The organism is Corallococcus sp. NCSPR001 (assembly GCF_017309135.1).
GTDB lineage: Bacteria > Myxococcota > Myxococcia > Myxococcales > Myxococcaceae > Corallococcus.
Map to the genome: position 1 here is coordinate 5,431,784 of NZ_JAFIMS010000002.1, position 18,171 is coordinate 5,449,954.

Genomic DNA, 18,171 nt, shown 5'->3' on the forward strand with positions numbered 1-18,171 from the left:
GGTAGCGACGAACCCGGGGCGCGGCGACCAGCCCGGCCGCGTCAGCCGGCCTTGAGGTTGGAGTGGGCGCTCTCGTCCCACTTCTCCATCAGGGTGTTGGACGGGAGGGTCTCATCGAGCAGCTTGCGCGCGGCCTCGGCGCCGGTGACGGGCAGCCCCTTGCGGTCAATCAGGCCCAGCTGCACCAGCACCGCGGCCTGATCCCAGTAGATGTGCTCGTGGTAGAGCTTGTCGCCGCGGAAGTTCACCACCGCCACGAAGGCCGCCTCCACGTACTTCCCGGTGGGCGGGATGCCCGGGAGCATCCAGTCCATCTCGATGTCGTGGGTGAAGCTGAAGATGAACTCGTCCACCACGCGGTCCGCGCCCACGGTGCGCGACAGCAGGGTCATCTTCGTGTCCTTGGGGTTCGCGTGGACGAAGTGGTTCGCGTAGAAGCGGTGCAGGTACTCCGCGCCCACGCCCCCCGTCATCACCGGCACGCTGTTGACGTACGGGTGGGGCACCATCGTCTTCATGGTCGCGTCCGCGTCGCGGGCGGCGAACTCCAGCTCCGTGTGCTTGTCCCACAGCGCGGCCAGGTCGTAGCGCGGCCCCATCACGCGCTTGAGCAGCGCGATGGTGCGCGTGTGCGCCGTCATCATCGACGGGCGGTTCCAGGCCGGCGACCCCTCGCGGAAGAACCCGTGGCGCACGCCCTGATAGACGTACAGCTCCACGTCCACGCTCACGTGCTGCTTCACCCGCGCCACCGCGGCCGGGGGCACGAAGCCGTCCCACTCCGCGTAGTGGAGCACCATGGGGGCCGCGCTCTCACCCGCCAGGGCGAGCACGTCCTCCATTCCGGGCGCGCAGTAGGCCACCGCGCAGTCCACGTGCGCGTGCGCCGCCAGCTGCGCGGCCAGCGTCCCACCCAGCCCGTAGCCCAGCGCGCCGACCTGCTTCTTTCCCCGGAGTCCCACCACCTCCGGCAGCGAACGCGCCCAGGCCACCACGGGCTTCAGGTCCACCTCTTCGGGCTCCCCGCGTGACGCGAGGTCCGGCACCACCACCACGTAGCCCTCTTCACTGAAGCGCTCGGCCATCAGCTTCAGGTGGGCGTTTCCCTCGAACGCCTCCACCATCAGCAACAGCAGGGCCGGACCCGTTCCAGAGGCGGGGCGTCGCACCCACGCACGCATCGGGTCGCTTCCTTCCACGGGAATCCACGTCGAGTTGTCGTTCATTTGTCGCGCACCCTCCCCAAAGCGGACACTATTCGCGCCCGGACGGACTGCCTCCCGGACGTCTGGCATTGTAGCAAACCCTCCACATACTTGCCTCAACTTATGAGAGGTTTTGATGTGGATGGATTGTTGTATGGCTTTTACGTGGAGTAATCAGCCACCACTGCAATGCGCTGTCCGTGACGCGAACGGCCTTGTGTTTCAAGCCGTCATCGGCTCGGAGACGCCCGCGCACGCAGGGTGCGCGCGCGTCTCAACCAAAGCCTGACGCGGAAGACAGAGAGAGAAGATTGTCCCGACGTCTGGGGTGGATTCCACCCGGAGGGTCCCGCCGTGCGCCTCCGCGATGCTGCGCGCGATGTAGAGCCCCAGCCCCAGGCTCTCGCGCTGGCCCGCGCCATCGCCGCGGCGGAAGGGCTGGAAGAGCGTGGGCAGCAGGTGCGCGGGGATGGGGGCCCCGGCGTTCTGGACCTCCAGATAGACGGTGTCCGCGCCCTGCTCGAAGGTGCGCAGGCGCACGGGCGTTTCTGGCGGACTGTACTTGAGCGCGTTGTCCAGCAGGTTGGCCACCACCTGCGCCAGCCGGTCCAGGTCCCAGACGCCCGGGAGGCTGTCGCGGACGAAGTCGCACAGGATGGAGCGCTCCGGTCTCGCCGCGCGCAGCTCGTCCACCAGCTTGCGGCACAGCTCGTTGAGGTCGCCCGCGCCCGGCACCACCGGGATGCCGCCGCCCACGCGCGCGCGGGTGAAGTCCAGCAGCTGGTCCACGATGCGCTGGATGCGCTCGCCGCCCCGGGCCACGCGCTCGAAGGCCTTGCGCTGGGCGTCCGGCAGCACCTCGCGCGACAGCTGGGCGTTGGCCGTGGTGAGGATGGCCGCGAGCGGCGTGCGGATGTCGTGCCCCACGATCCCCACCAGTTGCTGCTCGAGCTCCTGCGCGCGCTGCAGCTCCTCCTCCACGCGCCGGCGCTCCGCCAGCTCCAGCGCCTGCTGCCGCAGCTTCTCTCCGCGCAGGTACAGCTCCACGAACACCGACACCTTGGCGCGCAGGATGTCCGGGTCCACGGGCTTGAGCAGGTAGTCCACCGCGCCGTATTCGTAGCCCCGGGTGACGTACGCCGCCTCGCGGCTGAGCGCGGTGATGAAGAGGATGGGCAGGTGCTTCGTGCGCTCGCGGGTGCGCACCAGGCGCGCCGTCTCCAGGCCATCCAGCCCCGGCATCTGCACGTCCATCAGCACGCACGCGTACTCGTCCAGCAGCAGCGCCTTCAGCGCCTCGTCGCCAGAGCGCACCGACACCAGCTGCTGGCCGAGCGGCTCCAGGATGGCCTCCAGGGCGAGCAGGTTCGACGGCGTGTCATCCACCAGGAGGACGCGCGCGCGAGACGCCTCCGTCGATTCATCGGCGCGGCGGTGGGACGGGTCGGAGACGGCGGTGAGCACGGGCGTCCTGGGACCAGCGGAGGGCTTCAAGGCGGTGTTCACTCGGGCGTTGGGGGTGGAGTGGCTTGAGCGGCGCGGTTCCCGTGGGTTCTCGAGCGCCCGCATCCAACATGGCCCCCTCGCCACCTTGTTCCCTGCACCTGTATTCAAAAGCCACAGCAAGACAGGAATTCGAAATCAAAACTGACCCGTTGCAATTCCTGTCAGGGGCGTAGACTCCGCATACATGACGCATTCGGCTCCTCGCACCCTCCTGCTCGGTCCCACTGACTTGCGCACGCTCGTGGAGGGCGTGGGGCTGGACGTCCTGATGGACGAGCTCATCCACGCACTCACCGTGGCATTGAGGGAGTTCGACGAGTCCGTCCTGCAGGTCCCCAAGCGGGAGGGCTTCCAGGTGGTGACCGACCCGCGCCCCTCGGGGACGATGGGCTGGATGCCCGCCCTGCGGCGCGGGGACAGCCTGACCGTGAGGGTGTCCGCCTCCCTGCCCGGCAACCGCGGGGACTCGGGGCTGCCCACGCTGGTCGCGTCCCACAGCGTCTACGACGCGAAGACGGGCCACCTGGTGGCGGTGATGGACGGGGTGTTCGCCACGGCGCTGCGCACCGGCGCGGCGTCGGCGGTGGCCAGCCGCTACCTGGCGTCACCGGACAGCCGGGTGCTGGGGCTGGTGGGCTGCGGCGCGCAGGCCGTGTCCCAGTTGCATGCGCTCAGCCGCGTGTTCCGGCTGGACCAGGTGCTGGTGCACGACCTCGACCCGGACGCGGCGCGCTCCTTCGTGCGGCGCGTGGCCTTCCTGGGGCTGGACGTGCGGCCCACGCTGCTGCCGGACGTGGAGACGCGCTCGGACATCCTCTGCACCGCGACCACCGTCGCCCCGGGCGCGGGAGCCGTCATCTCCGGCCACGCGCTCCGGCCGCACGCGCACGTCAACGCGGTGGGCGCGGACCAGCCGGGCAAGGCGGAGCTGCCCCTGGCGCTCCTGCGCCGCAGCCTCGTCGTGCCGGACTTTCCCGCCCAGGCGCGCCTGGAGGGTGAGTGCCAGCAGCTCCACCCGGACCAGATTGGCCCGGACCTGGCCACGGTGGTGCAGCAGCCGGAGGAGTTCGAGGGCTGGCGCGAGCGCAACACGGTGTTCGACTCCACCGGCCACGCGCTGGAGGACCACGTGGTGACGCGCCTGCTGTTGGATCACGCGCGGCGCATGGGCCTGGGCACCCTGGTGGCGCTGGAGGCGCTGGGTGGGGATCCGTTGGATCCGTACTCGCAGGTGCGGGGGGACGCGGCCGGGCGCGCCGAGTCGCCGCGCCGCGCTACCGGCAGCTGACCGGTTCGTTTCACTCCCGGCACACAACTTCCCGTCCCCGGCGCCGATAATCGCGAAAGCAGCAGCTATCCACTATTCCTGGAATCTTACGCCATGACCGTTCGCGCCACGTCTACCCGCGCCACCGCCACCGCGCCCGCGAGCACCGCCGCCACGGCCCCCCGCACCGCCGCGCCCACGCGCGCCGCCGCCGCGTCCACGGCCCTCACCGCGCCGCCGGCCGGCCTGGGCAAGGGTGACTCCGGGGCGAAGGTGAAGCAGCTGCAGCAAGGGCTGGTGAAGCTGGGCTACATGACGCAGGCGCAGATGAACACGGGCGCCGGCTCCTTCGGTCCGCAGACCGAGGCGGCGGTGAAGAAGTTCCAGGCGGACCACAAGATCTCCGCCACCGGTTACTACGGGACGCAGACGGCGGCGGCGCTGACGAAGGCGCTCAAGACGACGACCCCGCCCACGGAGCCCGGGAAGTTCACCAAGCCCGCGGTCATCAGCGCGCCCTCGCCCAACAGCGACTCGCGAAACGGCGCGGACATCGACACCATCGTGCTGCACCACACCGGCACCAACAACGGCTCCGGGGACCTGTCGTGGATGCGCAACCCGGACAGCAAGGTGTCCGCGCACTACATGCTGGACCGCGATGGGAAGATCTACCAGCTGGTCGGTGACTCCAAGCGCGCGTGGCACGCGGGCAAGGGGGAGCTGCACGGCGTGCCCACGGACGTGAACGCGCGCTCCATCGGCATCGAGATCGTCAACGACGGCAGCGGCAAGACGGCCTTCACGGAGGCGCAGTACAAGTCGCTGACGAAGCTCGTGGGCTACCTGAAGCAGGAGTACGACGTGCCCATGAAGAACATCCTCGGGCACAAGGATGTGGCCGTGCCCAAGGGCCGCAAGGACGACCCGGCGGCCAACTTCGACTGGTCCCGCCTGCGCAAGGGCATTGGCGGCTGAGCAGCGCTCCTCGCGCCGCTCGCCCTGCGCGTGCCGCGTGTGCACTTGCGCCGGAGCGTGCTAGAAGACCGCTCCAGTGCTCCGACTCTGGCTCTTCATCTGCCTGATGCTGCTCGCTCCCATCGGGGGCGGGCTCGCGCATGCCTTCGGGCCGGCGCAGCAGGCGGAGACGTGCCTCACGGGCTGCGCGGATGACGACGCGCGGGGACAGTGCGCCCCCACCTGTGTGGACTGCGCCTGCTGCACGCACGCGAGGCCGCTGGCCGTCGCCGTGCCGTTGCCGGGCCTCGTGGACCCCGTGTTCCGGGAGCCCCCCTTCGCCCCCGAAGCCCTGGAGCCGTCCTCCGCCGACGCGGATGACATCCTCCATCCCCCGATAGTCCCTCTCGTTTAAGGCCCGCGTCCGCCGTCGTTCGCACGCGCCCCGCCACCGGTGTGCCCGGCCTCCTGCCCGGGTGCATGGGTGCGCGCGGCCTCCTTTTCCGAAGAGGTCTTCTCCCGTGTCCATCCGTTCCGCGACGGCCGCCCTCGGGCTGGCCGCCGTCATGCTCTGGCCGCGCCCTGGTGGCGCGGATCCCTCTCCCCTCACCCTCCAGGACGTCTTCGCCCTGGCGCGCGAGCACGCCCCGGCGCTGATCGAGGCCCGGGCCCGCGTGCGCGCCGCCCAGGGGCCCCTGGCGAGCGCCGCGCCGCTCTTGCGCGAGAACCCCCAGCTCGACGTCCAGGTGGGCTCGCGCCGGCTCCCCGATGGCGACCACGGCCTGGACCTCGCGGTGGGCCTGGCGCAGCCCTTCGAACTGGGCGGCAAGCAGGGCCTGCGGCGCGAGGCGGCGCGCGCGGGCCTGTCCATGGAGGAGGCCCGCCTGCGCGACGCGGAGCGGCTCCTGCTGGGGGACGTGGCCGCGGCGTACCTGCGCCTCCTCCAGGCCCGGGAACGCAAGAAGCTGGTGGACGCCGCGACGGAAGCGGCGGCGCGCACCGTGCAGGCCACGGAGCGGCGCTACGCGGCCGGTGACGTTCCGGCCGTGGACGTGAACGTGGCGAAGGTGGCGCACGCCCGGGCCCGCGCGGAGGCCCAGGTCGCGGCCGGCGAGGTCTTCGCGCTGCGCGAGGAGCTGGAGGTCCGCACGGGCTACCGCGCGAGGCCCCTGGTCACCTACGACGATGATCTACGGTCGCTCGCGCGGGCGCCCGTCCGGGAGGTGCCGGACGGCAAGGGAGCACGCGCGGACCTGGTGGCCCTGGAGCAGGAGCAGGTCCAGGCGAAGGCCGCCGCGACGCTGGGCCGGCGTCAGGTGCTGCCGGATGTGACGGTGGGCGCGCGCTACCAGAAGGAGGCGGACGAGACGGTGTTCCTGGGAACGCTCAGCGTGCCCCTGCCCCTCTTCGCTCGCGGCCAGGAGGCGCGCCTCGTGGGTGAAGCGGAGGCGGGCCGTGCCGGGCAGGAGCTCGCCGCCGCGCGCGCCGTCGTGCCCGCCCAGGTCCAGGCCGCGAAGCTCCGCTACCGCGCGAGCCTCGGCGCCCTCGGGGAACTGGAGGAGGTGCTGCCGCTGCTGGATGACAACGAGGCGCTGGCGCAGCGCTCCTATGACGCCGGGGAGATGGACCTCGCGGCCTTCCTCCTCGTTCGTCGCGACACGCTGGAGGCGCGGGCCGCGTGGCTCGAAGGCCTGCTGCGATTGGCCCTTGCTCGTGTGCAGTTGGAAGTGGAAACGGGAGTCCAGCCATGAAGCCCACGCTGATGCTGTTGCTGTCCGTCCTCGTGGGCCTCACCGCCTGCAAGTCCCCCAAGCCGGAGCACGACGACGCGCGCGAACACGGCCACGACGAGGCCGCCGAGGAGAAGCTCCACGTCGAGTCCGGAGACGTCATCCACGTGCACGTCCCCCAGGAGATGCTCCGCGACCTGCGCGTCACCACCGCGAAGGTGGAGGCCCGTCCGGGCGGAGAGAGCGTCACCGCGCTGGGCGAGCTGACCTTCAGTGAAGACGCGTACGCGGAGGTGTCCTCGCCGGTCTCCGCGCGCGTGGCCTCCGTCGCCGTGACGACGGGCCAGGCGGTGAAGCAGGGCCAGCGGCTGGCGGAGCTCCAGAGCCCGGAGCTGGGCCGGGCCCGCGCGGACCTCCAGGCCACCCAGGCCCGCGCCACCGCCGCCCGGCAGGCCGCGGACCGCAAGCGCACGCTGGCCGAGGAGCGCATCGTCGCGCGCAAGGACGCGCAGGCCGCTGAAGCGGACGCCGCCGCTGCGGAGGCGGAGGTCGCCGCCGCGAAGGCCGCGCTCGCGGCGTTGGGCGCGGGCAACGGAGGGGAAGGCACGTCCGGCTTCGTGCTCAAGGCGCCCATCGGCGGCACCGTCGTGGAGCGCGCCGCGCGGCTGGGGCAGATGGCGGATCCCTCGCAGGCGCTCTTCCGCATCGGGGACCTGTCGTCGCTGTGGCTCATCGTCCACGCGTTCGAACGGGACGCCGTGCGCTTGAAGCCCGGCGCGGACGCGCGCGTCACCTTCGCCGCGTTCCCGGGCCAGGAGTTCGCCGCGAAGGTGGGCCACGTGGGGCAGCGGGTGGATCCCCACAGCCGCACCATCCCCGTGCGGCTGGAGCTGGACAACGGCAAGGGGCTCCTCCGGCCAGGCATGTCCGCGTCGGCGTCCATCCCGCTGGGGGATCCGGGCGCCACGCTCACGGCCGTGCCGACCGCGTCGCTCCAGCGACTGGAGAACGGCTGGGTGGTGTTCCTGCCCACGCCGGAGGCAGGTGTCTTCGAGCAGCGCGAGGTGGGCCGGGGCCGCAGCCTGGGCACGCAGGTGGAGGTCCTCAAGGGGCTCGCCGTGGGCGACGAGGTGGTGGTGGAGGGCGCGTTCCTGCTCAAGGCCGAGGTGGAGAAGTCCCAGGGCGGAGGTGACGAGCATGGACACTGAAACCCGCACGACGCTGCCGGGGCGCATCCTCCGCGCGTCCTTCTCCCGGCCCGGGTTGACGGTGCTCGTCGTCCTGGCGCTGGCGGCCTTCGGCGCGATGGCCCTGCGCAACCTGCGCCAGGACGTGTTCCCGGATCTGTCCGCGCCCATCTTCAACGTCATCGTGCAGAACCCGGCCATGGGCGCCGAGGAGCTGGAGACGATGGTGGCCATCCCCATGGAGGTGGCGCTCGCGGGCCTGCCCGAGGTGCGCCGCATCCGCTCCACCTCACAGTTGGGCGTCACGCAGGTGACGGTGGAGTTCGAGCCGGACGCGGACTACTTCCGCAGCCGCCAGTACGTGGCGGAGCGCGTGGCGCAGGCGGCGGGCGAGCTGCCGCCCGGCACCGACACGCCGCTGGTGTCCAGCCTCACCGGCCGGCTCAACGAGGTCTTCGAGTTCACGCTGGAGGCGGAGCCCGGCAGCGCGGACCTGATGTCGCTGCGCGACCTGGCGGAGTTCGACATCAAGAACCGGCTGCTCGCGGTGCCCGGCGTCGCGGGCGTGGAGCGGCTGGGCGGCTACCTGCGCCAGTTCCAGGTGCTGCTGGATCCGGATCAACTGGTGGCGCGCGGCATCACCCTGGACGAGGTCCAGCACGGCCTGGAGGGCGCCAGCGTCAACGCCTCCGGAGGCTTCGTCACGCAGGGCCCCATGGAGTGGGCCGTGCGCGCGGTGGGCCGGGCGGAGACGGTGGAGGACCTGAACAACACCGTGGTCGCGCTGCGCGACGGGACGCCCGTGCTGCTGGGAGACGTGGCGGACGTGCGCGAGGCCCCCGCGCCGCGCCGGGGCATGGCGCACCGGCTGGAGGGCGAGGTGGTGAGCTGCCGCGTGAGCAAGCAGTTCGGCGCGGACACCGTGAAGGTGGCCGAGGGCGTGCGCGCGGCCATCGACGAGCTGCGGCGCTCGCTGCCGCCGGGCGTGCAGCTGCGCGTCGTCTACGATCAGTCGGAGCTGGTGGGCTCCGCGCTGGGAGGCGTGGGCCGGGCCATCCTGCTGGGCGCGTTCCTGGTGGTGGGCGTGCTCTTCCTGCTGCTGGGGGACTGGCGCGCGGCGCTCATCGTCACGCTCACCCTGCCCCTGTCGCTGGCGCTGGCGGGACTGCTGCTCAAGGTGGCGGGCGTCGGCCTGAACACGATGACGCTGGGCGGGCTGGCCATCGCGGTGGGCCTGCTGGTGGACGCGGCCATCATCGTCGTGGAGAACGTCATCCACGACCTGCGCGAGGGCAAGGGCCGCCGCACGGTGCGCGATGAGGCGCTGGCGGCGGCGATGGAGGTGGGCCGTCCCATCGCCTTCGCCACGCTCATCGTCGTCTCGGTGTTCATCCCGCTCTTCGCGATGACGGGCATCGAGGGGCGCATGTACCAGCCGCTCGCGGCGGCGGTGGTGGCGTGCCTGGCCGCGTCGCTCGCGCTGGCGCTCACGCTGGTGCCGGTGGTGTCGGGCCTGCTCCTGCGCGCGCCGAAGGAGGACTCGCCGGAGGACGTGTGGCTCATCCGCAAGGTGAAGGCCGTGTACGCGCCGCTGCTGGACCGGTGCATGCGCCACGCGGGCCTGGTGCGCGTGGTGGCGCTGGCCATCACCGTGCCCGCGCTCGGCCTGGCCTTCATGGTGGGCAGCGACTTCATGCCCCGGCTGGATGAAGGCGCGTTCCTGCTCCAGACGGTGCTTCCGCCGGAGGCGTCACTGGACGAGGTGGACCGCCTCAACCACCGCGTGGAGGACGTGCTGCGCGGGTTCCCGGAGGTAGAGGACGTGGTGCGCCGCACCGGCCGCGCCGAGCGCACCGAGGACCCGATGCCCCACACCCTGTCCGACGTGCTCGTGGTCCTCAAGAAGGACAGCGTCGGAGGCCGCGAGACGCTGGAGTCTCGGATGCGCGAGGCCCTGGAGAAGGTGCCCGGCGTGTCGGTGCTCTTCACCACGCCGCTGGGGATGCGCATCGACGAGGGGCTGGGCGGCAGCCCCGCGGACCTCTCCGTGCGCGTCTTCGGGCCGGACCTGGACACGCTCTCGGAGCTCGCGGAGCGCACGCGCGCGTTGATGTCGAAGGTGGACGGCGTGGAGGACCTGCGGGTGGAGCGGCTGAGCGGCCTGCCGCAGCTGCGCGTCACGGTGAACCGCGCGGCGGTGGCGCGCGTGGGGCTGACGCCCGGGGACGTCATCCGGGCCGTCCGCGTGGGGCTCGTGGGTGAGGAGGCGTCGCAGATCCTGCGGGGCCAGCGCCGCTACGACCTGGTGCTCCGGCTGGCGGACCACCGCCGGGGCGACGTGAACGCCATCCGCAACCTGCTGGTGGACGGGCACGACGGCACGCGCATCCCGCTGAGCCAGTTGGCCACCATCGAGGAGACCTCCGGCGCGGGCAGCGTGCGCCGCGAGGCCGGCAGCCGGCGCATCGCGGTGGAGGCGGGCGTGTCCGGCCGGGACCTGGGCAGCACGGCGGCGGAGGTGCGCGAGGTGCTGGCCACGCAGCTGAAGCTGCCCACGGGCTACTTCGTGGACGTGGGCGGCAAGGTGGAGAGCCAGGAGCGCGCGGCGCAGGCGCTGACGGTGGCCATCTCGCTGGCGCTCCTCGCGGTGTTCGTCCTGCTGTACCTCGCGCTGGACTCCGTGGCGGAGGCGCTGGTCATCCTGGCCACGCTGCCGGACGCGTTCGTGGGCGGCATCCTCGCGCTGCTCCTCGCGGGCGAGACCTGGAACGTCTCCAGCCTGGTGGGCCTCATCGGCCTGTTCGGCATCGCGGTGCAGAACGGCCTGGTGCTGGTGGCGCAGACGAAGGACCTGATGGGCCGGGGCAAGCCCTTCGCGGAGGCCGTGCGCGAGGCGAGCATCGGCCGCGTGCGGCCCAAGCTGATGACCGCGGGCACGGCCATCCTCGGGCTCCTGCCGCTGCTGGTGTTGCCGCTGCATGGGACGGAGATTGAACGTCCGCTGGCGGTGGTGATGGTGGGCGGGCTCGTCACGTCCACCCTCTTCACGCTGCTGGCCCTGCCCACGTTCTACGCGCTGGTGCACGGCTTCCAGGAGCGCCTCGCGGCCCGCGGGGCTGCCAGAAAGCTCCCGGCATGAGCCTGTCACCGGAAGCGATGGACGCGCTGCTGCGCCATCACCACGCGTTCCTGGCCTTCCTCACGCCGCGCGTGGGGAGCCAGGAGGCGGCGCGCGAGGTGCTCCAGTCCGCGTTCGTGAAGGGCATGGAACAGGGAGGCGCCCTGCGCGAGGAGCAGAGCGCGGTGGCCTGGTTCTACCGGCTGCTGCGCAACGCCCTGGTGGACCGCTACCGCCGGGGCCAGCGTGAAGGCGCCGCGCTGGAGTCCCTGGCCCACGAGCAGCCGCTGTCCACCGAGGACGCCCACGGCCTGGAGGCGACGGTGTGCGGCTGCGTAGCGGGGCTCGCGGGGACGCTCAAGCCCGAGTACGCGGAGGCCGTGCGCCGCGTGGACCTGGAGGGGCTCAGCGTGGCCGCGTACGCGCGGGAGGCGGGCCTCTCCGCCAACAACGCCGCCGTGCGCCTGCACCGCGCCCGGAAGGCCCTGGGCGCGCAGTTGGTGGAGCTGTGCGGCCATTGCTGCGCGCAGGGCTGCGTGGACTGCGACTGCGCGCCCGCGTGAAAAATCAGGTGTAAGAGCGCGCGGGGCCGGGCGTCAGCGGGGTGAACGCAGTTGGAGGTCACCCCATGGACGTCGCCACCTTCACCCGGCCGGCCCTGCCCGCCGCCACCCTCGCCTTCCTCCTCTTCGCCATGGTGCTGCCGTCGGTGCGTCTGCGCCGCCGCACGGGCCGCCCGGCGCTGGTGCTCCACCGCTCCGGCCCGCCGCTCCAGCGGGTCATCGGCGTGGGCATGGCGCTGTTCATGGGCGCCATCGTGCTCTGGAGCGCGGCGCACCTCGCCTTCGGGGAGCAGGCGTTGGGCGTGTGGCGCGTGCCGGACGCGCTCCGGTGGACGGGCTGGGCCCTGGTGGCCCTGGGGTTCGTCTTCACCGTGCGGGCCCAGGTGGAGATGGGCGCGTCGTGGCGCATCGGCATCGACTCGGACCGGACGGAGCTGGTGACGGGAGGCCTCTTCGGCGTCGTGCGCAACCCCATCTTCAGCGGGATGCTCGTGGTGGTGACGGGCATGGCGCTCGCGACCCCGAGCGCGTGGACCGTGATGGGCTGGCTCGACTACGTGCTGCTGGTGTCGCTCCAGGTGCGGCTGGAGGAGGACCACCTGCTGCGCCTGCACGGCGCCACCTATCAGCGCTACGCGGCGCGCGTGGGCCGCTTCGTCCCCGGCGTGGGGCGGCTCGGAGCGCCCGGCGTGGACACCGCGCCGCGCATCACAGTGTGACGTGGGCGGTCACACCTCGCACGAAGCGCCCATGCAAGCGTGCGCCTCAAGACGCTGTCATTCCGTGGGCTTGCGATACCTGACGCCGTGGCCCGGCCCTTGCTCGACAGGCGCCGGTGTCCTGGCTGCCGTACAGGCACATCCATTTTCGAGGTCTCGTGTGCATTGGAAATCCCCCTGGCTCCTCGCGGTTCTGCTGCTCGGTGGCTGCGCGTCCATCCAGAAGGAGCGCGGTCACCAGGAAGTGGCGGCGCTCGTGGAGGAGCGAACGGGCTTGAAGACGCGTTGGAACCAGGGAACGCCAGAGGACGCGCAGGTCCAGCAGCACCTGGATGCCCTGCTGGCCGGCGACCTCACGTCGGATCACGCGGTGGAGGTGGCGCTGCTCAACAACCCCGCCCTCCAGTCGACGTATGAGGACCTGGGCGTGTCCCAGGCGGACATGGTGCAGGCCGGGCTGCTCACCAACCCGTCCTTCGACGGGAGCATCGGCTTCCCGCTGACCTCGGACGGCGTGAACGAACACGAGTTCTCCATCGTCCAGAGCTTCGTGGACCTCTTCACGCTGCCCCTGCGCAAGCGCGTGGCGAGCGAGCAGTTCCAGGCGGACACGCTGCGCGTCGCGCACGAGGCGCTGGCCACCACGGCGGAGGTCCGCCAGGCGTTCACGGAGGTGCAGGCCCGGCAGCAACTGGTCGCGCTGCGCCGCGAGGTGTTCCAGGCCGCGGACGCGGCGGCGGACCTGTCCACCCGGCAGCGCGCCGCGGGCAACATCACGGTGCTGGCCCTGGCCACCGAACAGGCCGCGCTGGAGCAGGCGCGGTTGGAGCTGGCGCAGGATGAGCTGGCGCTGGTCGACGCAAGAGAGCACCTCACGCGCCTGATGGGGCTGTACGGCGCGAGGGTCCAGTGGAAGCTGGCGCGGAAGCTGCCGGAGGTCCCCGCCGCCGAGTCCTCGCTGGAGCACCTGGAGACGCTGGCCATGCGGCAGCGGCTGGACATCGACGCGGCCCGCAAGCAGACGTCGCTGCTATGGAACGCGCTGGAGCTGGCGCGCAGCACGCGCTTCTTCGGCCGCGTGGACGTGGGTGTGCACACGCACCAGGACGCGAACGGTCCGCGCCTGCTGGGCCCCACGCTGTCGCTGGAGCTGCCCATCTTCGATCAACGCCAGGCGCTCATCGCGAAGCTGGAGGCGCAGCACCGCCAGGGCGAGAACCGGCTGATGGAGCTGGCCGTCAACGCCCGCTCGGAGGTGCGCGCGGCGAGGGCGAAGCTGGTGACGCTGCGGAACATGGCGGAGCGCTACCAGAAGGTCGTGCTCCCGCTGCGCACCACCATCGTCGAGGAATCCCAGCGCCAGTACAACGCGATGCAGATCGGCCTTCCCGCCCTCCTCCTCGCGCGACGCGAGCAGGTGGAGGCCTGGAGGGCGTACCTGGAAACGGTCCGCGACTACTGGATGGCGCGGGCCGACCTGGAGCGGCTCGTGGGAGGACGCCTGCCGTCCACCGCCGCCCCCGCCCCCGCTCCGACTCCCACTCCTTCGCCCGAGCCCACCCATGAGCACCATGAAGCCCACTGACGAAACCCAGGCTCACTCCGAGGCCTCCGACAACTCCCCCGGGCTTACGCGCCGGGGTCTGCTCGCGCGCACGGGCGCGACGCTGGCGACGGGCGCCCTGCTGATGCACGGGCGCCCCGCCCAGGCGCAATCCAGCGTGCCGGTCGCGAAGGCCCCGCGCGAAGCGGCCCCGGCGGGCCAGGGCTACCGTCCCGTCGTGGTGCCCAACGGGGCGAAGCTGCCGTGGAAGCTCGTGGGCGGCGTGAAGGTGTTCCACCTGGTGGCCCAGGAGGTGGAGCACGAGTTCGCGCCCGGCCTCAAGGCGATGTGCTGGGGCTACAACGGCCACGTGCACGGGCCCACCATCGAGGTGGTGGAGGGCGACCGCGTGCGCTTCTACGTCACGAACCGGCTGCCCGCGTCCACGACGGTGCACTGGCACGGCGTCCTCCTCCCCAGCGGCATGGACGGCGTGGGCGGGCTGAACCAGAAGGCCATCGCGCCGGGAGAGACGTACCGCTACGAGTTCACGGTGCGGCAGTCGGGCACGTGCATGTACCACTCGCACCACGACGAGATGACGCAGATGGCGCTGGGCATGGTGGGCCTGTTCATCATCCACCCGCGCAGGCCGGTGGGCCCGCGAGTGGACCGCGACTTCGCCATCATGCTGCACGAGTGGCGCATCGACCCGGGGACCATGCGTCCGGACCCCAACGAGATGACGGACTTCAACATCCTGACGATGAACGCGAAGGCGTTCCCCGGCACGGAGCCGCTGGTGGTGCGCAAGGGCGAGCGGGTGCGGATCCGCTTCGGCAACCTGAGCGCGATGGACCACCACCCCATCCACCTGCACGGCTTCCAGTTCCGCATCACGGACACGGACGGAGGCCGCATCCCGGAGAGCGCGCAGTGGCCGGAGACGACGGTGCTGGTGCCCACCGGGAGCACGCGCACCATCGAGTTCGTGGCGGACGAGCCCGGCGACTGGGCCATGCACTGCCACATGACCCACCACGTGATGAACCAGATGGGCCACGACATTCCGAACATGATTGGCGTGAAGCCCGAAGGCCTGGCGACGAAGGTGCGCCCCCTGCTGCCCGGCTACATGACGATGGGCCAGACGGGCATGGGCGACATGGCGGGCATGCATCACATGCCCATGCCCGCGAACTCCATCCCCATGGTCGGAGGCAAGGGCCCGTACGACGAGATCACCATGGGAGGCATGTTCACCATCCTCAAGGTGCGCGACCGGCTGGACGGCGATGGGGATCCGGGTTGGTACACGCCGCCCAAGGGGACGCTGGCCCAGCTCGCGCTGGAGGACGAACTGCGCCGGGACGGCATCGACGTGGAGGCGCGTTAGCGCTACGAGCAGCCCATGACGAACGGCTTCTGTTGGTACGAACTGCGGTCTCCCAGGCCCGACGAGGCACGACGTTTCTACGTGAGCGTGCTGGGGACGCACTTCGTGCAGGAGATCTCCCAACTGCCCGAAGCCGCCGCCGCTCGCGGTGCCCCGAGTCACTGGCTGGGGCACATCGGCGTCGCCGACGTGGAGCGCTCCGTGCAGCGCTTCGTCGCGCTCGGAGCGGAGCGGCTCGGACCGCCCCGGAGGTCCGCGGAGGGTGTCGCCTCCACCGTGCTGAGGGATCCCCTGGGTGCCGTGGTCGCGCTGACCTCCCGGGCCGGGCGTGAGGTGCACCGCGAGTTGGCGTGGCACGAACTGCACACGGCCGACCACGTCCGAGCCTTCGCCCACTACCGCGACCTGTTCGGCTGGCGGCCCACGGAAGCGCTCCAGCTCGCTCCCGAGGTCGGGACGTATCAACAGTTCACCTGGCGCGAGGACGGGCGCAACGTTGGCGCGGCGTGCAGCACCGCGCGCCTCCCGCACATCCATCCGCACTGGCTCTTCTACTTCGCTGCCGACGACCTGGACCGAGCACTCGCGACGGTCGTCGAAGGTGGCGGAGTCGTGGCCAACAACGGCCCCCACGTCATGCCCGATGGAACACGTGTCGCCGCGTGCGAGGACCCGCACCGGGCCGCGTTCGGCCTGCGTCAGGCGCCGTGACATGAAGCCCAGTTCAGCTTCACGGGCTTGATGGAGTAGATTCGGGCCTCCCCCCGGAGGTTTCCATGACCGCCCCCCTGCCGACGCTGGAACGCCTCCCTCGCGGAGCGCTCATGCTGTTCCGCATCCGGGCGCTGCTGCGCATGGCCATCTACGGGGGAGTCGCGTTCGCCGTGGCGCTGGGGTTGAGCTTCGCCGGCAACGAGCGCTGGCCGTTCCTGCTGCCATGCGCGGTGGTGTTGGGCTTGAGCGTGTTGACGGCGTGGTATCCGCAGCGCGCGCATGAGCGCTGGGGCTGGGCGCTGCGCGAGCACGACCTGGTCATCTCCCACGGCGTGCTCCTGCACGAGGTGGTGTCCATCCCCGCGGGGCGCATCCAGCACGTGGACGTGCACCAGGGCCCCATCGAGCGCTCACTGGGGCTCGCGCGTCTGCAGATCTACACGGCGGCGGGCAGTGGCGCGGACGGAGAGATCCCCGGCCTGACGCGGGAGACCGCGGACTTCCTGCGCGAGCGGTTGGTGCGGCGCGAGGCCGACGATGTCGTCTGAGCCGGTGGCGCTGGCCGCACCGGAGGAGGTGCCTTGGAAGCGGCTGAGCGCGAAGGCGCCGCTCGCGGCGCTGGTGCCCCTGTCGGGGACGATTGGCCGCATGCTCCTGGGCGCGCTGTTGCCCACGTACTTCGCGGGTGAGCGCGGCCTGCCGGTGGTCCTCTGGGTGATCGTGCTGACCCTGGCGATGCTGCTGCTCGCCGCCGGGCTCTACGAAGTGGCGACGCTGAGCTATCGAATGGTGGGCGCCCAGTTGGAGATCCGATCGGGCATCTTCACGCGCACCTCACGTTTCATCGAAGCCGCGCGGGTGCAGAACACGGAGGTCTTGCAGCCCTTCGTGTCGAAGCTGCTCGGGCTGGTGGAGGTGAAGGTGGAGACGGCCTCCGGAGGCAAGGCGGACGGCCACCTGCGAGGACTGACGCCGGAGGAAGCACAGGCGTTGATCCACGCGCTCCAGACCGTGCGAGGCGAAGGCCCCGCGACGGTGCTCCTGCCCGGAGAAGCCGCGCCGGAGGAGCGCGTGCTCTCCGAGGCCCACCTGGGAGACCTGCTGCTCTACGGAGCCACCGCGTTGGGGTTGGGCGTCATCGCGGTGGTGATGGGCGCGCTGCATGAAATCACGGAGACCTTCCACAAGCTGCTGCTGCCGTGGATGGAGGCGCACTGGAACGCGGTGGCGGCGCCGGGCATGGGCTGGCTGGCCGCGGCGGTGGCGGCGCTCGCGGGGCTGTTCGGTCTGTGGCTGGTGAGCGGCGCGCGCGCCGTGTTGCAGTTCCACGGCTTCCGGCTGGTGGACACGGGCACGCACCTGCGAGCGGTGGGAGGACTGATCACCCGCAGGCAGGTCACGGTACGGCGTGCGCGCATCCAGCAGGTGGTGCTGGACGAACCGCTCCTGCGCCGCACGCTGGGCTTCGGTTCGGTGGAGGTGGAGACGGCGGGCGTCCGCACGGGCAAGGAAGCCGCGGACCGCGCGGAGCTGCTGGTGCCCGTGGTGCCCACGGCGCGGATGCCGGAGCTGCTGCGGGAGTTCGTGCCGGAGTTGCCCGACGCCATGCCATTCCAGCGAGCGCATCCCAAGGCACTCCTGCGGGCAAGGATCCGCGCGGTGGGCCTGAGCGTGCTGGTGGCGGCGCCAGCGACCTGGTTCTGGGGAGCCTGGGGCGCGGTGGCCTGGCTCCTGCTGCCCGCGCAGTTGTTGGGAGCCTGGTTCGACTGGCGCTTCCAGGGATGGCTCATCACGGAGGCCCTGGTGGTGGTGCGCCAGGGTTTCTGGCGCAGGCGCACGACGGTGGTGCAGCGCGCGCGCATCCAGTCCGTGAGAGCAAGACAGGGACCGCTGGAGCGCGGCTACGGCATCGGGCACGTGCGAATCGACGTCGCGGGTTCACACGTCATCCTGCCCAGCGTGGGCTGGGAAGAAGCCCAGTCGCTCATCGACGTACTCCCGGCCCGGCGTCCCGCGCGCCGGGTGGCGCCTGTACGGATTCCCGGATAGGCCCCGAGCCCATGCGCGATGGGGTCTGGGTGTTGTGCGCGGTGTTGCTGGTCTCGGGATGCGCGGGCGTGGAGGCGCCTGAGCGTCGCAGTGGCTCGCGGGTGTTCCGCCAGAGAGCGGCCTTCGCATCCGACGCTATCCCGGAGCGACGGCGAACTGCGGCCCCCCGGATCCGCCCGGCTGCCGACCCAGTCGATCCGCTCATCCATCAAGCAGT

General features: G+C 71.4%; 15 protein-coding genes. 13 read left to right on the forward strand and 2 right to left on the reverse strand.

Annotation, left to right across the window (positions count from 1 at the left end; translation table 11 throughout):
* Positions 1 to 41: 41 nt before the first annotated feature.
* Together JYJ93_RS23985 and JYJ93_RS23990 are read right to left on the reverse strand one after the other, a co-directional pair.
* The gene (locus tag JYJ93_RS23985; RefSeq protein ID WP_242543909.1) at positions 42 to 1,226 is read right to left on the reverse strand and encodes an alpha/beta fold hydrolase; all 1,185 of its coding nucleotides are present in this window, start codon (positions 1,224 to 1,226) and stop codon (positions 42 to 44) included.
* A gap of 201 nt (positions 1,227 to 1,427) precedes the next feature.
* The gene (locus JYJ93_RS23990; protein ID WP_242543910.1) at positions 1,428 to 2,699 is read right to left on the reverse strand and encodes an ATP-binding protein; all 1,272 of its coding nucleotides are present in this window, start codon (positions 2,697 to 2,699) and stop codon (positions 1,428 to 1,430) included.
* Positions 2,700 to 2,895: 196 nt separating this feature from the next.
* Here JYJ93_RS23990 and JYJ93_RS23995 point away from each other — a divergent pair, with 196 nt between their 5' ends.
* The 13 genes from JYJ93_RS23995 (at position 2,896) to JYJ93_RS24055 (ending at position 17,954) form a co-directional block, all read left to right on the forward strand.
* Positions 2,896 to 3,999: an ornithine cyclodeaminase family protein gene (locus JYJ93_RS23995; protein ID WP_206794993.1), complete on the forward strand. Its 1,104-nt coding sequence runs from the start codon at positions 2,896 to 2,898 to the stop codon at positions 3,997 to 3,999.
* A gap of 93 nt (positions 4,000 to 4,092) precedes the next feature.
* Positions 4,093 to 4,956 carry an N-acetylmuramoyl-L-alanine amidase gene (locus JYJ93_RS24000; protein WP_206794995.1) on the forward strand — a complete coding sequence of 288 codons (864 nt, stop codon included), beginning with the start codon at positions 4,093 to 4,095 and terminating at the stop codon, positions 4,954 to 4,956.
* Positions 4,957 to 5,032: 76 nt separating this feature from the next.
* On the forward strand, positions 5,033 to 5,350 hold the full coding sequence (locus tag JYJ93_RS24005; protein ID WP_206794997.1) for a hypothetical protein: 318 nt from the start codon (positions 5,033 to 5,035) through the stop codon (positions 5,348 to 5,350).
* Positions 5,351 to 5,456: 106 nt separating this feature from the next.
* Positions 5,457 to 6,686, forward strand: coding sequence for a TolC family protein (locus tag JYJ93_RS24010; protein WP_269012407.1), 1,230 nt, complete (start codon positions 5,457 to 5,459; stop codon positions 6,684 to 6,686).
* Positions 6,683 to 7,873 (forward strand): efflux RND transporter periplasmic adaptor subunit, encoded by a 1,191-nt coding sequence (locus tag JYJ93_RS24015; RefSeq protein WP_206794999.1) that lies wholly within the window; start codon positions 6,683 to 6,685, stop codon positions 7,871 to 7,873. Before JYJ93_RS24010 ends, JYJ93_RS24015 begins: the two co-directional genes overlap by 4 nt.
* Entirely contained in the window at positions 7,863 to 10,991 is a 3,129-nt protein-coding gene (locus tag JYJ93_RS24020) for an efflux RND transporter permease subunit (RefSeq protein WP_206795001.1), read from the forward strand. Before JYJ93_RS24015 ends, JYJ93_RS24020 begins: the two co-directional genes overlap by 11 nt.
* A complete protein-coding gene (locus tag JYJ93_RS24025) occupies positions 10,988 to 11,533 on the forward strand; it encodes a sigma-70 family RNA polymerase sigma factor (protein ID WP_206795003.1) in 546 nt (181 codons plus the stop codon). Before JYJ93_RS24020 ends, JYJ93_RS24025 begins: the two co-directional genes overlap by 4 nt.
* A gap of 65 nt (positions 11,534 to 11,598) precedes the next feature.
* Positions 11,599 to 12,252 (forward strand): isoprenylcysteine carboxylmethyltransferase family protein, encoded by a 654-nt coding sequence (locus JYJ93_RS24030; RefSeq protein ID WP_206795005.1) that lies wholly within the window; start codon positions 11,599 to 11,601, stop codon positions 12,250 to 12,252.
* 160 nt (positions 12,253 to 12,412) lie between these two features.
* Positions 12,413 to 13,837, forward strand: coding sequence for a TolC family protein (locus JYJ93_RS24035; protein ID WP_269012406.1), 1,425 nt, complete (start codon positions 12,413 to 12,415; stop codon positions 13,835 to 13,837).
* A complete protein-coding gene (locus tag JYJ93_RS24040; protein ID WP_206795007.1) occupies positions 13,815 to 15,191 on the forward strand; it encodes a copper oxidase in 1,377 nt (458 codons plus the stop codon). The genes JYJ93_RS24035 and JYJ93_RS24040 overlap by 23 nt, the downstream gene beginning before the upstream one ends.
* A gap of 15 nt (positions 15,192 to 15,206) precedes the next feature.
* A complete protein-coding gene (locus JYJ93_RS24045) occupies positions 15,207 to 15,902 on the forward strand; it encodes a VOC family protein (protein WP_206795009.1) in 696 nt (231 codons plus the stop codon).
* A gap of 65 nt (positions 15,903 to 15,967) precedes the next feature.
* On the forward strand, positions 15,968 to 16,453 hold the full coding sequence (locus JYJ93_RS24050) for a PH domain-containing protein (protein ID WP_206795012.1): 486 nt from the start codon (positions 15,968 to 15,970) through the stop codon (positions 16,451 to 16,453).
* Complete coding sequence (locus tag JYJ93_RS24055) at positions 16,443 to 17,954, forward strand: PH domain-containing protein (protein WP_206795013.1); 1,512 nt, start codon at positions 16,443 to 16,445, stop codon at positions 17,952 to 17,954. The genes JYJ93_RS24050 and JYJ93_RS24055 overlap by 11 nt, the downstream gene beginning before the upstream one ends.
* Positions 17,955 to 18,171 lie beyond the last annotated feature (217 nt).

Excerpts from the sequence above, each read along its gene's own strand:
- JYJ93_RS24025 (WP_206795003.1), top strand. The coding sequence starts at position 10,988 with ATGAGCCTGTCACCGGAAGCGATGGACGCGCTGCTGCGCCATCACCAC.
- JYJ93_RS24030 (WP_206795005.1), top strand. The coding sequence starts at position 11,599 with ATGGACGTCGCCACCTTCACCCGGCCGGCCCTGCCCGCCGCCACCCTC.
- JYJ93_RS23995 (WP_206794993.1), top strand. The coding sequence starts at position 2,896 with ATGACGCATTCGGCTCCTCGCACCCTCCTGCTCGGTCCCACTGACTTG.
- JYJ93_RS24050 (WP_206795012.1), top strand. The coding sequence starts at position 15,968 with ATGACCGCCCCCCTGCCGACGCTGGAACGCCTCCCTCGCGGAGCGCTC.
- JYJ93_RS23985 (WP_242543909.1), bottom strand. The coding sequence starts at position 1,226 with ATGAACGACAACTCGACGTGGATTCCCGTGGAAGGAAGCGACCCGATG.
- JYJ93_RS24020 (WP_206795001.1), top strand. The coding sequence starts at position 7,863 with ATGGACACTGAAACCCGCACGACGCTGCCGGGGCGCATCCTCCGCGCG.
- JYJ93_RS24045 (WP_206795009.1), top strand. The coding sequence starts at position 15,207 with ATGACGAACGGCTTCTGTTGGTACGAACTGCGGTCTCCCAGGCCCGAC.
- JYJ93_RS24015 (WP_206794999.1), top strand. The coding sequence starts at position 6,683 with ATGAAGCCCACGCTGATGCTGTTGCTGTCCGTCCTCGTGGGCCTCACC.
- JYJ93_RS24040 (WP_206795007.1), top strand. The coding sequence starts at position 13,815 with ATGAGCACCATGAAGCCCACTGACGAAACCCAGGCTCACTCCGAGGCC.
- JYJ93_RS24000 (WP_206794995.1), top strand. The coding sequence starts at position 4,093 with ATGACCGTTCGCGCCACGTCTACCCGCGCCACCGCCACCGCGCCCGCG.
- JYJ93_RS24055 (WP_206795013.1), top strand. The coding sequence starts at position 16,443 with ATGTCGTCTGAGCCGGTGGCGCTGGCCGCACCGGAGGAGGTGCCTTGG.